Origin of the sequence: Bacillus sp. FSL W8-1127, from assembly GCF_038006725.1 — a bacterium.
Lineage (GTDB): Bacteria > Bacillota > Bacilli > Bacillales > DSM-4216 > Bacillus_O > Bacillus_O smithii.
On the sequence record NZ_JBBOVU010000001.1, the window covers coordinates 2,110,459 to 2,127,384 of the forward strand.

At 40.2% G+C, this 16,926-nt stretch carries 15 protein-coding genes; all 15 read right to left on the bottom strand.

What is annotated here, in order from left to right; all coding sequences use genetic code 11:
• Positions 1-461 precede the first annotated feature (461 nt).
• Positions 462-1,940 carry a stage IV sporulation protein A gene (gene spoIVA, locus NST12_RS09980; RefSeq protein WP_003355151.1) on the bottom strand — a complete coding sequence of 493 codons (1,479 nt, stop codon included), beginning with the start codon at positions 1,938-1,940 and terminating at the stop codon, positions 462-464.
• A gap of 173 nt (positions 1,941-2,113) precedes the next feature.
• On the bottom strand, positions 2,114-2,821 hold the full coding sequence (locus tag NST12_RS09985; protein ID WP_003355152.1) for a hypothetical protein: 708 nt from the start codon (positions 2,819-2,821) through the stop codon (positions 2,114-2,116).
• Between the two features lie 75 nt (positions 2,822-2,896).
• Positions 2,897-3,097 (bottom strand): DUF2768 domain-containing protein, encoded by a 201-nt coding sequence (locus NST12_RS09990; protein ID WP_003355153.1) that lies wholly within the window; start codon positions 3,095-3,097, stop codon positions 2,897-2,899.
• Positions 3,098-3,722: 625 nt separating this feature from the next.
• Complete coding sequence (locus NST12_RS09995; RefSeq protein WP_327824235.1) at positions 3,723-5,282, bottom strand: amidase; 1,560 nt, start codon at positions 5,280-5,282, stop codon at positions 3,723-3,725.
• A gap of 645 nt (positions 5,283-5,927) precedes the next feature.
• On the bottom strand, positions 5,928-6,983 hold the full coding sequence (locus NST12_RS10000; RefSeq protein ID WP_341029890.1) for an NAD(P)H-dependent glycerol-3-phosphate dehydrogenase: 1,056 nt from the start codon (positions 6,981-6,983) through the stop codon (positions 5,928-5,930).
• Between the two features lie 19 nt (positions 6,984-7,002).
• Entirely contained in the window at positions 7,003-8,313 is a 1,311-nt protein-coding gene (der, locus tag NST12_RS10005; protein ID WP_048623578.1) for a ribosome biogenesis GTPase Der, read from the bottom strand.
• A 223-nt stretch (positions 8,314-8,536) separates the two neighbouring features.
• Positions 8,537-8,722 carry a capping complex subunit for YIEGIA gene (locus NST12_RS10010; protein WP_040341891.1) on the bottom strand — a complete coding sequence of 62 codons (186 nt, stop codon included), beginning with the start codon at positions 8,720-8,722 and terminating at the stop codon, positions 8,537-8,539.
• 2 nt (positions 8,723-8,724) lie between these two features.
• Entirely contained in the window at positions 8,725-9,621 is an 897-nt protein-coding gene (locus NST12_RS10015; RefSeq protein WP_327796616.1) for a YIEGIA family protein, read from the bottom strand.
• Positions 9,614-10,228, bottom strand: a complete 615-nt coding sequence (locus NST12_RS10020) for a YphA family membrane protein (protein ID WP_327824236.1) — start codon at positions 10,226-10,228, stop codon at positions 9,614-9,616. The genes NST12_RS10015 and NST12_RS10020 overlap by 8 nt, the downstream gene beginning before the upstream one ends.
• Positions 10,229-10,959: 731 nt before the next feature.
• Positions 10,960-12,096, bottom strand: a complete 1,137-nt coding sequence (gene rpsA / locus NST12_RS10025) for a 30S ribosomal protein S1 (RefSeq protein ID WP_003355162.1) — start codon at positions 12,094-12,096, stop codon at positions 10,960-10,962.
• Between the two features lie 96 nt (positions 12,097-12,192).
• On the bottom strand, positions 12,193-12,774 hold the full coding sequence (locus NST12_RS10030) for a lysophospholipid acyltransferase family protein (RefSeq protein WP_003355163.1): 582 nt from the start codon (positions 12,772-12,774) through the stop codon (positions 12,193-12,195).
• Positions 12,771-13,451, bottom strand: coding sequence for a (d)CMP kinase (gene cmk, locus NST12_RS10035; RefSeq protein ID WP_003355164.1), 681 nt, complete (start codon positions 13,449-13,451; stop codon positions 12,771-12,773). Before cmk ends, NST12_RS10030 begins: the two co-directional genes overlap by 4 nt.
• Before the next feature lie 477 nt (positions 13,452-13,928).
• Positions 13,929-14,576, bottom strand: a complete 648-nt coding sequence (locus tag NST12_RS10040; protein ID WP_327796618.1) for a flagellar brake protein — start codon at positions 14,574-14,576, stop codon at positions 13,929-13,931.
• Positions 14,577-14,694: 118 nt separating this feature from the next.
• Positions 14,695-16,041: a germination protein YpeB gene (gene ypeB, locus NST12_RS10045; protein ID WP_327796619.1), complete on the bottom strand. Its 1,347-nt coding sequence runs from the start codon at positions 16,039-16,041 to the stop codon at positions 14,695-14,697.
• 12 nt (positions 16,042-16,053) lie between these two features.
• Positions 16,054-16,815 carry a spore cortex-lytic enzyme gene (gene sleB, locus NST12_RS10050; protein ID WP_341102195.1) on the bottom strand — a complete coding sequence of 254 codons (762 nt, stop codon included), beginning with the start codon at positions 16,813-16,815 and terminating at the stop codon, positions 16,054-16,056.
• Between the last annotated feature and the right edge of the window lie 111 nt (positions 16,816-16,926).

Here is a 16,926-nt window from a genome sequence, read left to right on the forward strand (position 1 = left end):
TTTACGCATTTTTTCCGTTTCTAAACAAACTTTATGGGAGAAACGCTGTAGAATTCATGTTTATCACATCAATTCTGTTAAAAGATTATCACATAAGAATTGCCATATCAAGCACAATTCTTTTATTTCGGTCAATATTTCCTTAACAATATTTCCTTAATCATACATAAAGGATTTGTTCCAATACTCTATTGATTTTTTTCGGTTTCCATTTTTATACTCTTTATCGCCTTTATTGTCAAGTCATACTGGAATACAAATTGGGAAAAAGATTAAATTAAAAAAAATTAAAAAAAATCGTCATACATAAATACTCGACACATTAGCTTGTTTTAAAGTCCGATTGGCCATAGCCTTGTTGGCAAATAACGGGCGCCCTTCTATCGTTCAACCGTTAAAACGCTTTATTGGCATATACCGAGTCAAAATGTAAATAAAAAAAGACCTCCCACATAAGAGGCCTAAAGTATAATGGCTATAAGTCCTCCGGAACCTTCGTTAATGATGCGTTCCAGCGTCTCTTTCAGTTTATAGCGGGCATTTTCCGGCATTAATGATAGTTTCGCCTGTATGCCTTCTCGAACAATCGAACTTAAACTTCTGCCAAATATATCGGAATTCCAAATGGATAACGGATCATCTTCAAAGTCTTGCATCAAATACCGGACCAATTCTTCGCTTTGTTTTTCCGTTCCAATGATCGGAGCAAATTCTGATTCAACATCCACTTTAATCATATGAATGGATGGGGCGACGGCTTTTAGTCTGACACCGAATCGCGACCCTTGCCTGATAATTTCCGGTTCGTCTAAACTCATATCCGTTAAAGACGGTGCGGCGATGCCGTATCCGGTTTGTTTTACCATTTTCAAAGCATCAGCAATTTGATCATATTCCGATTTTGCATGAGCAAAATCTTGCATCAATTCCAACAGATGATCTTTTCCCCGCACTTCCACACCGACAATTTCTTTCAATACTTGATCATACAATTCATCGGGTGCATATAAATCTATTTCCGCAACCCCTTGCCCCATATCCATTCCTGCCAAACCGGCTCTTTCAATAAATTCGAGCTCGTCAAATTGCTGAACCACTCGTTCCACATCTCTAAGCCGTTTGATATCTTTCACCGTTTCTTTCACGGCTTCTTGATAATTTTCCCGAAGCCAATGATCTTCTTTCAATACCATGACCCAACTAGGCAGATTAACATTCACCTCAAGCACAGGAAATTCATATAATGCTTCACGTAAAACACTTAAAACGTCGCCTTCCCGCATATTTTCCACCGACATGGACAATACGGGAATATCATATTTTTCGCTAAGCTCTAAACGAAGCGCTTCCGTTTCCGGATGATAAGGCCTCGCAGAATTGACAATCATGATAAATGGCTTCCCTACTTCTTTTAATTCATCGATGACGCGCTCCTCGGCTTCAATATAATCAGCGCGCGGGATTTCTCCAATACTTCCATCTGTCGTAATGACAACACCAATCGTTGAATGTTCTTGAATGACTTTTCTTGTACCAATTTCAGCTGCTTCATGGAAAGGAATCGGCTCTTCATACCACGGAGTGCTGATCATTCTCGGTCCGTTTTCATCTTCATATCCTTTTGCTCCCGGAACCGTATATCCAACGCAATCAACCAAGCGAATATTCACTTCAAGCCCCTCATCAACGCTCACTTTCACCGCTTGATTTGGAACAAATTTCGGCTCGGTGGTCATAATTGTTTTCCCCGCCGCACTCTGTGGAAGTTCATCTTGAGCACGAGCCCGGTCTGCTTCACTTTGAATATTCGGCAATACAACAAGTTCCATGAATTTTTTTATAAAAGTTGATTTTCCCGTACGGACCGCTCCTACTACCCCTAAGTAGATATCTCCGCCGGTTCTTTCTGCAATATCTTTAAAAAGATCTACTTTTTCCAAAAGGATTCCCTCCCAACATTCATTCCAGGGATGATATTCTGGTATATATGTCTTCTATATATGTGTATGACATTGTCCCACTTTGTTATGACTGCAAAATAAGATGTACTTTCTAATAATGCAATAAAAAACCCTCTTCCCTACAATATATTTGCAAAGAAAAGGGTTAGAACCTATTTTTTCATAAATACCGGTTCATTTTTTTCATTAACGGTATAGGGCAATGAATAAGCGGGAACGAAAAATGAATGCTGCGTTAATAACGGTCGTATATCTTCTCCCGGCTTGTATATATGTTTGTTGTTTTTCAAGGCCTCATACAAGTCCATACGATAATCGACATAAATCTTTCCGTCTCCGGTAATGACGAGTGGAAGATTTTTTTGAGAGTAGGGGCTCGTAACCATTGGTTCTTCTTTATAGCCAAGTTTTTTGTAATCAAGAGTATAGACATTTGGCGCGATTTCTTTTTTAAACGGTGGATATCCGTGAGATTGAATACGTATTTCCAATTCCCTTATGGTTTCCGCAATACGCAAATCAAAGATTTTGACAACAGGTTTTTTCTCTACATCCAACAATACGTATTGAAAGATCCCGCCGTTTTCGTACGAATTCCCCGGAGGTTCCGGCAAATATTGAGGAACTAATTTTTTAAAATCAATTAAATATTTTTGATAGATTGGAACATTCTCATCTTTTGTTTGAATGGGAAGGATGCCTCCGTTTTGTTTTTGAAACTGTTCAACGGCTTTTTGAACGGATTGAATTTGTTCTTGATAAGGGACTTTATTCTCTGCTTTCTCTTCATCCGGAAACATGCATCCATCTAAAAAGAAAACAGTTGTGAGCAATAAAACAGATATGAGCAACTTCCTCAATCGAAAACTCCCTTTCTATGTCAAAAATCCAACGTTAATAAAGCGGATACGAATAAATGAAAATTCTTTTTCTTTCTAGCCGACAGGGCCGCTGAAAACAACATAGATCATCATGATGCCGCCAAGAAATAAAAATATGTAGGCAAAAAAAGCAACAAGAAATCGAAGAAACTTAAATTTCATTTTATATCGGCTGACATAAATAGCGAACACAGAAAGAATCATGAACCCCATCGCAAGAAAGGATATCCACATTTTAATCATGCCTGGTGACATGGAATATCTCCTCCTATTTTTCCAAATATAGTATATCACGCTACGAGTATATTTCATAGAATTTTCGTTATTTTTCAAAAATATTATTGCTGCATTTTTCCTTTGCCGATTCAGATAAAACAAAACGATGGTTTGAAAACATTGCATTTCAGTACCATTCGTGATCTTTATGATGAAACGATCGTCGGTTATGTTCTTAAACATTCTATAATAATAAATTTATGTTGGATACTCTTGATCAAGAGCTTTTGTATGATTTCCTGATGAACATCCACTTATTTTATATCGATTGTAGGTGCGGGCAACTTCGCATGGATGAAAGAGAAAGATGAAGAAAGCAAATCGGACTCACAGTATGTCCCGGGTTGGGTTGGGAGATGTATAGATTTAATCCAATGGAATCTTTTTGGAGACACATTCACGGGGAAAGGTACGATACCTTGAAGGATGATCTACAACGGCTGAAAAATATACATGCGATTTTATAGCCACGAAAGAATATAACAACAATTAAACGGCCTCACACCACTGAAATATAGGGCTTAAGGCCGTTTAAACTTTTTATTATTTTTCACTGGCTGCTGGTTCAAAAAGCGTTTATCGTGCTTTTCATGTTAACAAGGACTTAATATTCCGGATACAATACAGGGGCTTTTCGATGTTTTGTAGCTTGTTCGTAAGCATAAGCCATTCCAATCAGTTCGCCTTCACTCCACATTTTGCCGAAGAAGGCCAATGCAAACGGCGATCCGCTTTCATAATAGCCAGCCGGAACGGTAATCAGCGGTAAACCGCTTATATTGATTTCAGATATGGTGGTAGATTGCACAACATTTTCCTGAATCGACGGAATGGCTGTTGGCATTTGTGGATAGACAAATCCGTCAAGACCTTTGTCTTCCATTACTTGATGAATCATTCTAAGCAATTCCCCCTTTGTTTCGTAAAATTCACTCAAATCCGGCAAAATGCTGTGATCCGCTTCAGCTGTTTCAGCATTCACATAATCGTGAACTAAAGCAAGCGGGCCATCTTCAGTCCAAGGAATACTTTTTGCTTTATCAAACACTGTTTTGATCGAAAGAGAAGGATCCTCCGGATTTAAATGTTTAAGGTATTTTTCCAAGTCGTAGAAAAAGGTTTCCAGCCCAAGACCCACTAAAGCCGACGGACCACCTTTAGATGATACATATTCAGCAAGTCCGGTTCCTGCAAAAGGATCCTCAACAACTTCCGCACCTTGGGCTTTTAATACTTCAATGGCCGCCAAATACAATTTTTGGGTTTCCGCTGAAAGTTCTTGTGTACGCCATCCCGGTCCGTATAATCCTAAACGTTTACCTTGTAAAAAATTCTTATCAAGAAAAGAAGTGTATCCGTTTTTAGGAATATTTCCAATTGAAGAAATGGTTTTTGGATCTTCTTTTGAATACCCGGCCATCACGCTTAGCATAAGCGCTGCATCTTGAACCGTACGAGCGTGTGGTCCTAACACATCGCGAGTCGTTCCTCCTAGGGGAGTGACCCCGACATTCGGTATTAACCCAAAAGAAGGCTTAATACCGACTAAAGCTTGAGCTGCAGCAGGAACTTGAATGGATCCGGCCGTTTCCTCAGCGACGCCAAGGACCGCAAAGTTTCCTGAAACGGCAGTCGCGGTACCACTACTGCTTCCTCCTGGTGAAATCGAGCGGTTTACTGCATTATATGTGGGCCCGTCCCAACTATTGTTTGCATTATAAGCACAGCTAAAAGCCGGAATATTGGTTTTTCCTAGAATGATAGCACCCGCTTCTTTCAATCTTGCAACGACCGGCGCATCTTTCACCGGCATTAACTCGATTCCACCAGATTCCTTACAAAGAGGAGCCCAGCCAAACGTGGAAGGAAACCCTGCAACATCCACCGCTTCCTTTATGACAATAGGAATTCCTGCCAGAGGTCCAAGTTCTGCTCCTTCTTCACGCAGCCGGTCAATGTTTTTAGCATCCTCAAGAGCATTAGGATTCATGAAGGTAAAGGCATTATAAAACTGTTCCAATTCATGAATTCGATCAAGGTAAGACTGAACTACTTCTTGAGCCGTATATTCACCATTTTGATACCCAGCTATAAGTTCTTCTACTGTGACTTCTTCAAAAAGGAAATCTTTTTCGTTTGACTTCAATAAAGTACTTTTTTTCAATAGTTTTCACACCTTTTCTAAATAATCTATCACTTATCGAAACCTTTCTTGATTATATTTTAAAATTTTCATACTATTTTTAATATTTATTTGTCAGATAATCTGACATAAATATAGTGAAGATTATTTTGGATGGCGAGTTCAAAGAGAAGGAAGCACAGAATTCGGCCGTGTCTTCAGAATCACAGCTGCCGTTTTCGTTTCCGAAGTGAAAAATCGGACATACACACTAAATAAAATTTGCCATTCCGTTCAACTCCATTCACAAAAGAAAAACAAAAAAATCTCCTCGATGCATTGCTTTCGAGGAGGTTTTGATCAAATGATTCCTGTTTTGTTCATTGCCAAGAGACTTTTTCAAGAAAGTACAACCGGGGAATATCCCCGGTTAGAAAGACGACCCATCCTTTTTATAAAGCCTGCTTTCTCATAGTATCGTATGAGTAGAAACTAGATGTGCATCCTTCTAAAGCCCAAATGATCATAAATTCTCTTGAATTTCCGCTTTTTTTGCCGACAAGTCTCGGTATCTTTTTTCAAATGAAACGAGAGTGGCAACAACCTATTGAAGTTTCCCGCTTAATCCTTTTATCGCCGCGTAATGGTTTCGTTCGATTTGCACGTTGGGGCAAAAACCAAAACACATTACTCATTCATTCTTGCATCTAAAATACCGGACAAGTCTTCCATTTCATGAGTTCTCATTCTGGTCATCAATTCATCCACAGCTTTTTTCGGGTCATAGTTATGAAAAAGTACTTGATAAAGGGCAGTTGTAATAGGCATTTTCACATTATAATTTTGAGATAATTGATAAGCCGCTTTGGTTGTTCTTACCCCTTCTACCACCATTCCCATGTTTTCGAGCACTTCGTTTAAATTTTTTCCTTTTCCAAGCAAATTCCCTGCCCGCCAATTTCGCGAGTGGACGCTTGTACATGTAACAATTAAATCACCGAGCCCGGCCAACCCGGAAAAAGTTAAAGGATTGGCCCCCATTTTTGTTCCCAGACGGGCTATTTCAGCTAGCCCTCGCGTGATAAGAGCCGCTTTGGCATTATCTCCGTACCCTAAACCATCCGAAATACCTGCTGCAAGCGCAATGACATTTTTTAGCGCTCCTCCAATTTCTACGCCGATCATATCCGGGTTCGTATAAACACGGAAATGCTGATTCATAAACAGTTTTTGGATTTTCTCGGCTGCTTTTATATTTTTTGAAGAAACCGTCACAGTCGTCGGCTGACGCTGGCTTACTTCTTCTGCGTGACTCGGTCCTGACAAGACGATAAGATCCGTTAACAAACAAGAAGGCATTTCTTCTTCAATCATTTCCGAAATTCTCATAAGCGTATCGGGCTCAATCCCTTTACTGACATGGACGAGAGTAATCGGCTTTTTTAAAACCTCGACCATTTGTCTGACAACTTCTCGAATCGCCTTTGTCGGCACTGCCAATACAATCAATTCAACACCGTTCAGCGCTTCTTCCATGGAGGCGAATCCTTTTATGTTTTCGGGCAATATGACATTCGGCAAATATTTTTTATTCGTATGATGTTCATTGATTTCCATGATTTGTTGTGGATTATGACCCCAAAGCCGTACATGGCATCCATTATCCGCAAGTACCATGCTCAAAGCGGTTCCCCAACTGCCTGCACCGATAACGGTAATCGTGTCAATATTCGTCTCATTCATGCTTTTCACCTACTTTTGGTTATTTCCGAGATCTCGCAATGATTTTAATAGGCGTTCCTTCAAATCCAAATGCATCTCTGATCCGATTCTCTAAAAAACGTTCATATGAAAAATGCATTAATTCAGGATCATTGACGAAGATAACAATAGTCGGCGGTTTGACTGCCACTTGAGTCGCGTAAAATATTTTTAGCCGCCGTTGATTCTCAGTAGGAGTAGGATTCATCGCCACGGCATCCATTATGACATCATTGAGCACGCTGGATTGAACGCGCATCGCATGGTTTTCACTCACCATGTTTATAACGGGAAGAAGCGTATGAAGACGTTTCTTTGTTTTAGCTGACACAAATACGATCGGCGCATAATCCAAAAATAAGAAATGACTGCGTATCTTTTTTTCAAATTCATTCATCGTTTTCTCGTCTTTTTCAACCGCATCCCATTTATTTACGACGATCACAATTCCTCTTCCCGCTTCATGAGCATAGCCGGCAATCTTCTTATCTTGCTCTCTTATCCCTTCTTCTGCATTCAACACGACTAATACAACGTCTGAACGTTCAATTGCTCTAAGAGCACGCAGCACGCTGTATTTCTCCGTTGATTCATATACTTTTCCTTTTTTCTTCATGCCGGCTGTATCGATAATCACGTACTTTTGACCGTTATACGTATAAGGAGAGTCCACCGCATCCCTAGTGGTGCCGGCGACATCGCTCACAATCACTCTTTCTTCCCCTAAAATAGCATTGACTAAAGAAGATTTTCCTACATTTGGCCGGCCGATTAAGCAAAATTTAATCACATCATCATCGTACTCTTGCTGAGAAGACTTCGGAAAACGTTTCACCACTTCATCCAGCAAGTCTCCAAGTCCAAGACCATGGGCGCCGGAAATAGGAAATGGCTCTCCAAAACCAAGAGCATAGAAATCGTAAATTACATCCCTCATATCCGGATTATCGATCTTATTGACAGCCAACACAACCGGTTTATTGGAACGATACAAAATTTTAGCCACTTCTTCATCAGCTGCTGTAACCCCTTCCCGTCCATTGGTCAAAAAGATGATGACATCCGCCTCATCAATGGCGATTTCCGCTTGCTGGCGAATTTGTTCAAGAAAAGGTTCATCACCGATCTCAATCCCGCCGGTGTCAATAATATTAAATTCATGAGTCAGCCATTCAGCAGAGCTGTAAATCCGGTCTCTAGTAACACCCGGAACATCTTCCACTATTGAGATTCTTTCCCCAACAATACGGTTGAAAATAGTGGATTTCCCCACATTTGGCCTCCCCACGATCGCTACAACCGGTTTTGCCATTTATATCATCCTTTCACAGTGGTTATAGAAAATATTCCATTCATTTTTTGTCCATAATTCAATCTAAAGACATGTCCATTTTAAGAGAAAGCACAGCTGGAAGGAAGACTCCCGTCGAGTCTGTCGATTTTTTATCAATTAAGAACAAAACCCTTCCGAAAAAGAAGGGTTCAACTTCACCATTTTAGCAATAATGCACAAAACTAGCAATGGCGAATAGAATCTAATGCCTCACGATAATAAATATCTCTTCGGTCAGCTGGTGGGCGATTCCATCCAATATAGCCTCTAAATTCGTGGCGATGACTTCCATCTCCTTTTGATCCTCGCAGTGAAAAACAGTCGTGCCGGACGGAACTTTTTTGGGATTCGTGGTCACGGCGGCCAAAATGAAATTTTCAATCATCATTGTCATTTTTGCCGATCCCCCTTTTGAATGGCATTTGACTCACTCGGCATTCGAATCGCGTTTTCAAGTGTCGGGACCTCTTTTAAAATACGGATGGCTTTTTCCTTGTTTTTTTCTTGCGGCAACACAAAAACAGCCACTTGGCCGTTATTCAGATCCCTTTTAGCCAACGGAACTAACGCTGGCGTTCCGGAATCCCGGATGACTCCCATAGCGGTGGAAATATCGTGTAATATCGCTTGTCTCTGTCCGAGGTTGGCAATCGTAGTGCGCGCATTAAAATTTTTTGGCGTCAAAATAAATCCCATGCCGTATTTCAATACTTCCTTTTGCCTTTCAGGAAGTCCTATATTCATAATATAAATATCTCCCACATACAAGCCTGCTCCTTTCACATGCGGCTCAACGTATTCAATATGAACGATATCGCCCAGTTTTCCGCCAGCCATTAATTTTCTTGAAATCAACAAGCATACAAAAGCACCGATGAGTGCGACATAAAAGTGAAAGAGAATATACAAAAGCGTTGTAGTAAATGAAGTTAAAATCACGAGGTAATTTCTGCTTTCGAAAGCAACAGCAATTCCTTCGATATAAGTAGCGCCCCTTGGCACTAGTTCTAATTGGTCGATGGTTGTCAACGTATTCCGCTCCATATTCCGAACATCACGAAATTGTTGAGCAGCTAACGATAAGAATGTAATAGCTGTAAAATCTTTTTCCATAATCGCCGGTATCGCGACTGAACCTAAGGCTGAAGCAATAAATCCCATGGAAATATGAATAATTTTTCCGTGCAGATAGGTCGGATACTGACGGTAATCTGTTTTTAACATGTAAATCCTGGTTAATGTTCCGGCAACCACACCGAATATCACTGGATGCACATACTCATTCATAAGTTTGCTTCTCCTTTACTGGCAAAGATTTTACGTGGAATATAGATTTGAGAATCCGTAATTCATGGATGCCAACCATGATTAGCATGGAAAAAGAAAAAAAGTCTAAAAACCAGCTATCCCCTATTTTATAAGGCAAGGATGCTTGGCTAAGGACCTTAAACAATAACCATTCTCCCGCTAAAAACCCCATATAAACAGAGATCATTCTATTTTTCCAAAGTCGAGGCTTAGGATAGATCGCAAATTGAATGAGCAGAACAAGGATCACAATATACCATTTGACGTCGACTAAAAACCAGGCCCTTTCATACATTTCAAAAAGCTTTATCCCCGCGAATACCATAGCGGTCATCAACGCGGATATACATAATGAAAACAGTTGTATGAATGGATATTGTCGAATGGCGAAACATCCAATCGCTGTCAGTAAAAGATAAGAAAACGATACTTCAGCATGATCGATTGTGATAAATTTTCCCGCTCCAATACAAAGCAGCAAGCTCATAATGCTTATTTTCAACCGTAGAGGATGAGATTTATCCATAAGAAAGGTAGCCGTTATCCATATACCCCAGCATACGGATAAAAAAATTATGTACTCCATCATTTGCCCTCCTATTGTTACCATTATGGGAAAGGATTATGAATTTCATTCATTGGAAAAGTTCACGGTTTTCGTCATTTCCTTCATACTAAGGAGGGGAGAGATAGAGAAAACAACAAAGATAACATTTCTTAATGGTAAAAGCCAGGCCAGGATTCATCAAAAGCCTCGCTTTCCGATTTCCAATCTATTGGAAAATCGAATTATTCGAAATGATGATCGTCCAATGCGAACGAATGCGTTTTCTTGGAACGGAAGGAATTGTTTCTTTTTATCCTCATGAACAGAAGATGAACGAATTCTGACCTATCCGGCAACGAGATAAAATTTTCTCGTCGGGTTTTTTCTATTCGGAACTTTCTTTTTGAATCAGGCTGTTTTCTTCCTCCTGTTTCAAAAAGTGATAAGAGATGACAGAGCAGCCCGAATTCGATGCAGCTTTTGCAAAGAAAATTTGCGGAATGACTGATTGCCTTTAATATGACCGAACGAACGAATGAATGGGCAAGCCGAGTTTTTGGCATTTGTCAAAGTTGCTTTTTACTGTGACGGTCGAAAAATGTGGGAGACTGTTGCGGGGAAGCGAGCCGGGCGAGGAGCGAAAGAAAAGACTTGCGGATCGTCCGCGGAAAACGAGTGGATTGCGATCCCGAGATTTACATAAAAAAGGGGATGCCCCTCAGTCATTTTTCTGACTTTTGGGCATCCCCTTTTCCTTCGAGCAATAGGAATTATTTAAGACCTTTTAGTTGGTCGCCGATTACTTCACCCAACTGGAAACCTTTCGATTCTTCCGGCAATTCAAAAGAATCATTTGTATCGACAGGTTCATTTTCTAATTCTTTTATGCTTAAAGAAAGACGTTTTTCTTTTTCATTTACATCCAACACTTTTACTTCCACTTCTTGGCCTTCGCTTAAAACTTCATGCGGCGTGCCAATATGTTTATGGGAAATTTGCGAAATATGGACGAGACCTTCCACCCCAGGGAAAACTTCGACAAAAGCGCCATAAGAAACAAGGCGTTTAACGGTTCCTTTTAAAACGGAGCCGACAGGTGCTTTTTCTGCAATATTTTCCCAAGGTCCCGGAATGGTTTCTTTAATGGACAATGAAATGCGTTCATTGTCTCTATCGACAGAGAGTACTTTTACTTTGACAATCTCGCCTTCTTTTACCACATCAGAAGGTTTTTCTACATGTTCATGCGATAATTGCGAAATATGAACAAGACCGTCCACTCCACCTATATCGACAAACGCTCCAAAGTCCGTCAGCCTTTGTACTTTTCCTTCCAGTACGTCACCAGGCTGAATTTCATCCAAAAGTTTTTTCTTCGCTTTTTGTTTTTCTTCTTCCACCACTGCCCTATGGGAAAGAATCAGCCTATTTTTTTCTTCGTCCAACTCTACAATTTTGAAAGTCAGTGTTTTTCCTTTGTAGTCTTCAAAATCTTCTACATAATAATCTTCTACCAACGACGCCGGAACAAACCCGCGTACGCCTAAGTCAACCACGAGGCCGCCTTTTACAACTTCTTTTACTTCGGCTTCAAATATTTCGCCGTTTTCAAAGCGCTTACGCATCAAATCCCAAGCCTTTTCTGCATCCACTTTCCGTTTCGAAAGAACATACAGATCATCTTCTTCTTTCGTAATTACTAATTCAAGCGTATCTCCTACATTTACTGCATCCGATGCTTTTTCTATGTGTAAACTTGACAGCTCGCTAATAGGAATAATACCGTCTTTTTTACTGTTTTCAATTTCTACTTGCACTTGTTTGTCTTCAACTTTTATAACCGTTCCTTTTACTTTGTCTCCCACATTCAACGGGGAAATTTCGAGACTATTCAAATCCTCTGTCATAAAGTACTCCTCCTTAATACGAGACTGCGAAAAAATGAAAAAAAACCTCTTTTTACTAACTTCTAACAAATGCTGTCATTTGTCAAGCATCTCGCATTAGCGATTTTCATTTAAAAGCTGCTGAATATGCGTCATGATCAGATTTGTCGCCTCTTCAGGAGATGCTTTTTTTTCTCGCAATTCCGACATATCAATCGGTTTCCCGTAAATCACTTTTACTTTTTGAAATATTCTATAGCTGCCAATGATGGCACAAGGAATGACTTGAGCATTTGTCCTCAAGGCAAAATAACCGGCTCCGGCCAGACCTTTTCCTAATTTGCCTGTCTTAGAGCGGGTTCCCTCCGGAAACAGACCTAGAACTTTTCCTTCCTTAAGTACTTTCAAACCCGTTCGCAACGCTTCTCTGTCGTTTCCTCCTCTTTTTACAGGGAAAGCATTGAGCTTTTTAATGATGCCGCTTAGAATCGGTACATTGAAAAGTTCAGCTTTTGCCATAAAGGAAATGGGGCGTGGACAAGTTACTCCTAAAATAGGAGGGTCCATATTATCTATATGATTGGAACAAAGGAGAACACCTCCTTGTTCAGGAAAGTGTTCCAATCCTTTAACTTCCACTCTATACATTTTTTTTAAGATAGGAGATACGATCCGCTTTGCAAACGCATAAAACGTCACTTCAATCGAACCCTTTCTTTTACAAGCTCCATGATATGGTCTACCACTTCCTCAATGGACAAGGAAGTCGTATCTAATTCGATTGCGTCATCCGCTTTTTTTAAAGGAGAGGCCTCTCTTTCTGAATCCATCTTATCGCGCAAAGCAATTTCTTTCATTAATTGGGCTAGATCCGATTCAAATCCTTTTGCTAAATTTTCTTGATGTCGTCTTTTAGCCCGTTCCTCAACAGTGGCCACTAAAAAAATCTTGACTTCGGCGTTTGGAAGCACATGAGTGCCAATGTCTCTTCCATCCATGACGATTCCGCCTTTTTGGGCTAATTCCCTCTGCCTTTCCACCATTTCTTTTCTGACTAATGGATGCTTGGAAACAGTGGAGACATGTTTTGTCACTTCGTGAGATCGTATTTCGTCCGTAACATCCGTTCCGTCTAATAAAACGTGTTGTGCTGCATTCCCTTGGATAAGTTCGATATTAGTATTGTTTAAAATCTCCGCTAAAGCTTGTTCATCTTCCAGATCCGCTCCTAACTTTAGCGCCTTATATGTAAGAGCTCTATACATCGCTCCTGTATCTATGTATAGGTATGATAACTTTTTAGCAACCAATTTCGCGACGGTGCTTTTTCCGGCAGCTGCCGGCCCGTCAATTGCAATTTGAATCTCTTTCACCATATTTTCACCTTCTCACAATCAGTCAAGTCTATTTTATCATAACGATGTTATAAAGTATGAATTGAAAAAGATGTAAAGTCAAAGCAAAACATAACACAAAAGCAAGCGAACTCTTTCTCTTAAAGCTTACTTTTCTTTATACACTAATGTTAATTCGTCCAACATTCGTGTCCAATCGCCAACAAAAGAATCTCCCGGTGCGAAGAGAAAAAGAATGCTTCGCCGGGAGATTCTTTTACTTTTGGGGCAAACGGGGGATATAATGAGGCACTCTCCAGCAGTATTCCGAAGGCTGGCAACTTCTCCAAACGTTTCACAATAAAAACAAAAATGTTTTTTCCATTTTCCTCCTTCGAACTATCGAAGGTGAACCACCATTTGTTTTGAATTCACAGCGAGGATGAAAAGCATTTTGAAAGTCATTTTTCATCATTGCTGCCGCGCATCCAGTCCATATTCAACAACATTAGAATATCACTATTCGAGCAGACCTTTTTTTCTTAATAATAACTGTCTTTCAAAACTAAAGCGGAGCAAAAGCTGGCGCTCAAAAGCAGTCGTATCGGAAAATTGAATATAAGCAATGGAATTATGGCCTTCATCCGAAACTCTAACGATTTCACCTTTTAATTTTAAATAATGAAATTCACCGGACTGCATTGGCAACACCATCAATATATTCAATTGTTCTTTCTGCTTCAAATCCAGATGTTTAGGAATGATTACAGCGGCCCCTCCTGCGCTTATGTCCTTTGTAATGGTGGCAAAAACTTCATCGCTCCCCTCTTTCGAAATCGAGACATCTACAGAGGTTTCCACCCGAACGAACCGACGCCGTTGAATCCGTATATATTTTTCTTCGCCCGGATCTTGTATGACCATGGTCGGGATTTGTTTTATTTCTTTTCCGATCACCGTTGTCTGAAAAGTATAGACTGAATTTTTTTCCGCAATAAACGTAACTTTGAACGTTGTTCCGTCCATAAAAAAGCGAGATTTATTTGTCTCCAAATGGACTGGATAATCAACGTAAAGTATACCGGGGCCTTTATCGACTACCCGGCATTTATAAAGTTCTTCATTTTCATCGACCGTCTTCAGCGTTAATATTGACCCGATTTCCAACATTCCATCACCTGTTTCCTCAAAAATCCATCTTTATTATGCCATGAAAAAGATGAGGAATCTATAAGGAAATGCGGAATGCCGACTTCAACGACTGATAAAGAAAATCTCGTTTCATTTATAGAACATCATTGTAAATAGGTTCTGCGTTTTCTAATTTTTCCACTTTCTCTTCGTCTCCTGTTTCAGCATTAATATAAATGCGGTACGTATCTTGATCAAGCGTTCCCAAAAATTCATAGCACAGCACTTCTTCATCCAAATCATTGTTAATCACGGCAAGGCGGCTCTCTTCAATTTTCACATTGCTATGAATCATTTTTTTCGCATCGCTGACTGATAGTTTCGGCTTTGGAAGTTGTCGCTTATGATGATGATTTAAATAGTCGGAAGCGACTAGCCCCATCACCTCGCCATTATCAAGGGCCACTTTGATTTTCACTGCTTCCGGATAGATCCTTACTCCATTTTGGTTGGAAACGAAAGTGAACACCCCGATATGATCATACTGAGCGCTGTCCACTCCCTCCAGATTTTGAAAGTGATGTTTTTTTAAAAATCTTTGGGCTGTTAAATAAGCTTCATTTAAACTCAGTTTTTGATTCGCCACGTCTCTGTTCACCATATACCAAATCGGATAACCGCCTTTTTTCGTTACATCCATAGTGCCTTCAGCTCCGTCGCTTTTAAAAGAAACGCTATAAAATCCAAATTCCGAACCATCCCCGTTTTTGGTTACTTTCACATTCGATATGTTTGAAGAAGGAGAAAACGATTTGGCAATCTGGACAGCCTCTTTTCTGGAAATTTCTTTTCCCGGAAGCTGATCGAATTGCGGCTTTTTCGCTCTTGTCGAAATAGAAGCCACGCCGTTGACATCTTCTTCTCCATATCCCCCTACTGTTTTCTCAACGGTCTTAAAACCGTCAATAATCGTATTGTCGGAGGCTTCTTTGCCATTTGCAAGCGCCATTTCGACGTCCATCCAGCGAAGATTGTTTTTCAATACCATGTGCTGGACTTGACGCAGTTCATTTTGAATGTCGGCCGACTGTTTATATAACTTTTTCAATTGACTGTACTCTTGTTCTGAAAGAGGCTGCTTATTCAAATCGCGGATCGCTGTTCGATAGCTGAAGTTTCCTATGTTGGATAGAAATTCTTCGGTTTTATTAAACGGAAGCAAAGAAAGCGGCAGTTGTCCAACGTCGGTATGAGCTTCAGAAGTCAACCTCCACACATCCGCCAAAGCAGGCGATAACTGTTTCTGTGAATTCATGGCCAACGTGGCTCCAATTTTGTCATGGAGCATGTCTACTTGGTACGTCAAATCATGAAAAGCTCGTTGATAATTATTTTCGGCGTTGATCAACACAGCGTTTTTTTCTTTATGCTCTTGGTATCCCCAAAGAACCGTTCCGGCAAGTCCCAATGTCAAGATGACAACTAAAATGTATCTGATCATTTTTCCACCCCTTTACCGACAGAAAATATGTTTACCAATTTGCTTGATTTGCGGACGCGACCAAATCCATTTGCTCGTAGCCGTGGCCGGATTGAAATAATAAATCGCTCCATCGCTTGGATCCCATCCATTAATCGCATCCAGTACAGCTCTTTTGGCTGTCTCATTTGGAGTCAGCCATATTTGTCCGTCTGAAACGGCGGTGAAAGCTCCAGGTTCGAAAATGATACCGGAAATCGTTTTTGGAAAAGACGGATGTTCCAGACGGTTTAAAATGACAGCAGCGACTGCTACTTGTCCTTCATAAGGCTCTCCTCTCGCCTCGCCATACACCGCGTTTGCCATCAGTTGAATATCATTTTGAGAAAAACCAGGCGGAGTGTTTGCTGCAGTAGGTTTTATTTGGCCGCTGCCACTATTTTTCGTTTGCTCGGTTCCCCCGTAATAGGTAAAATTTTTTCCTTTGTAAATTTGTTCTTTCACATAGTTTTCATCGTATTTGGAAGCTTTTACAAGTTTTTGTTTCGTTGCATCACCCACCAATCCGTCGACCGGCAGACCAAATGCATTTTGAAAATTTCTTACCGCCCAATAAGTTCCCCACCCGAAAACTCCATCAATTTTTCCACGGTAATATCCAATATATTGAAGCCGTGCTTGAAGTTCGATCACATCATCACCAAATGCTCCTCTTTGAATGACCTGGTTGGAAAAAGCATTTGCTCTAAGATTTTGACAAGGGAAAAAAATAATGAAACTTAAAATAACCATCATCCGACCCATTAAAAGGATCCATCTCCAACTTTTCATGTCGCAAACCTCCAAACCCTGTTTTAACATTAACCCTATTTTTCGTTATCATTGTCTTTTTATTCCAAACTTCCA

What these genes read in the sequence shown, in the direction of transcription:
- NST12_RS09990 (WP_003355153.1), bottom strand. Translation starts at nt 3,097, where the DNA reads ATGTCACCAGGCATGATTAAAATGTGGATATCCTTTCTTGCGATGGGG.
- NST12_RS10000 (WP_341029890.1), bottom strand. Translation starts at nt 6,983, where the DNA reads ATGAATGAGACGAATATTGACACGATTACCGTTATCGGTGCAGGCAGT.
- der (WP_048623578.1), bottom strand. Translation starts at nt 8,313, where the DNA reads ATGGCAAAACCGGTTGTAGCGATCGTGGGGAGGCCAAATGTGGGGAAA.
- NST12_RS10010 (WP_040341891.1), bottom strand. Translation starts at nt 8,722, where the DNA reads ATGATGATTGAAAATTTCATTTTGGCCGCCGTGACCACGAATCCCAAA.
- NST12_RS10015 (WP_327796616.1), bottom strand. Translation starts at nt 9,621, where the DNA reads ATGAATGAGTATGTGCATCCAGTGATATTCGGTGTGGTTGCCGGAACA.
- NST12_RS10020 (WP_327824236.1), bottom strand. Translation starts at nt 10,228, where the DNA reads ATGGAGTACATAATTTTTTTATCCGTATGCTGGGGTATATGGATAACG.
- rpsA (WP_003355162.1), bottom strand. Translation starts at nt 12,096, where the DNA reads ATGACAGAGGATTTGAATAGTCTCGAAATTTCCCCGTTGAATGTGGGA.
- cmk (WP_003355164.1), bottom strand. Translation starts at nt 13,451, where the DNA reads ATGGTGAAAGAGATTCAAATTGCAATTGACGGGCCGGCAGCTGCCGGA.
- ypeB (WP_327796619.1), bottom strand. Translation starts at nt 16,041, where the DNA reads ATGATCAGATACATTTTAGTTGTCATCTTGACATTGGGACTTGCCGGA.
- sleB (WP_341102195.1), bottom strand. Translation starts at nt 16,815, where the DNA reads ATGATGGTTATTTTAAGTTTCATTATTTTTTTCCCTTGTCAAAATCTT.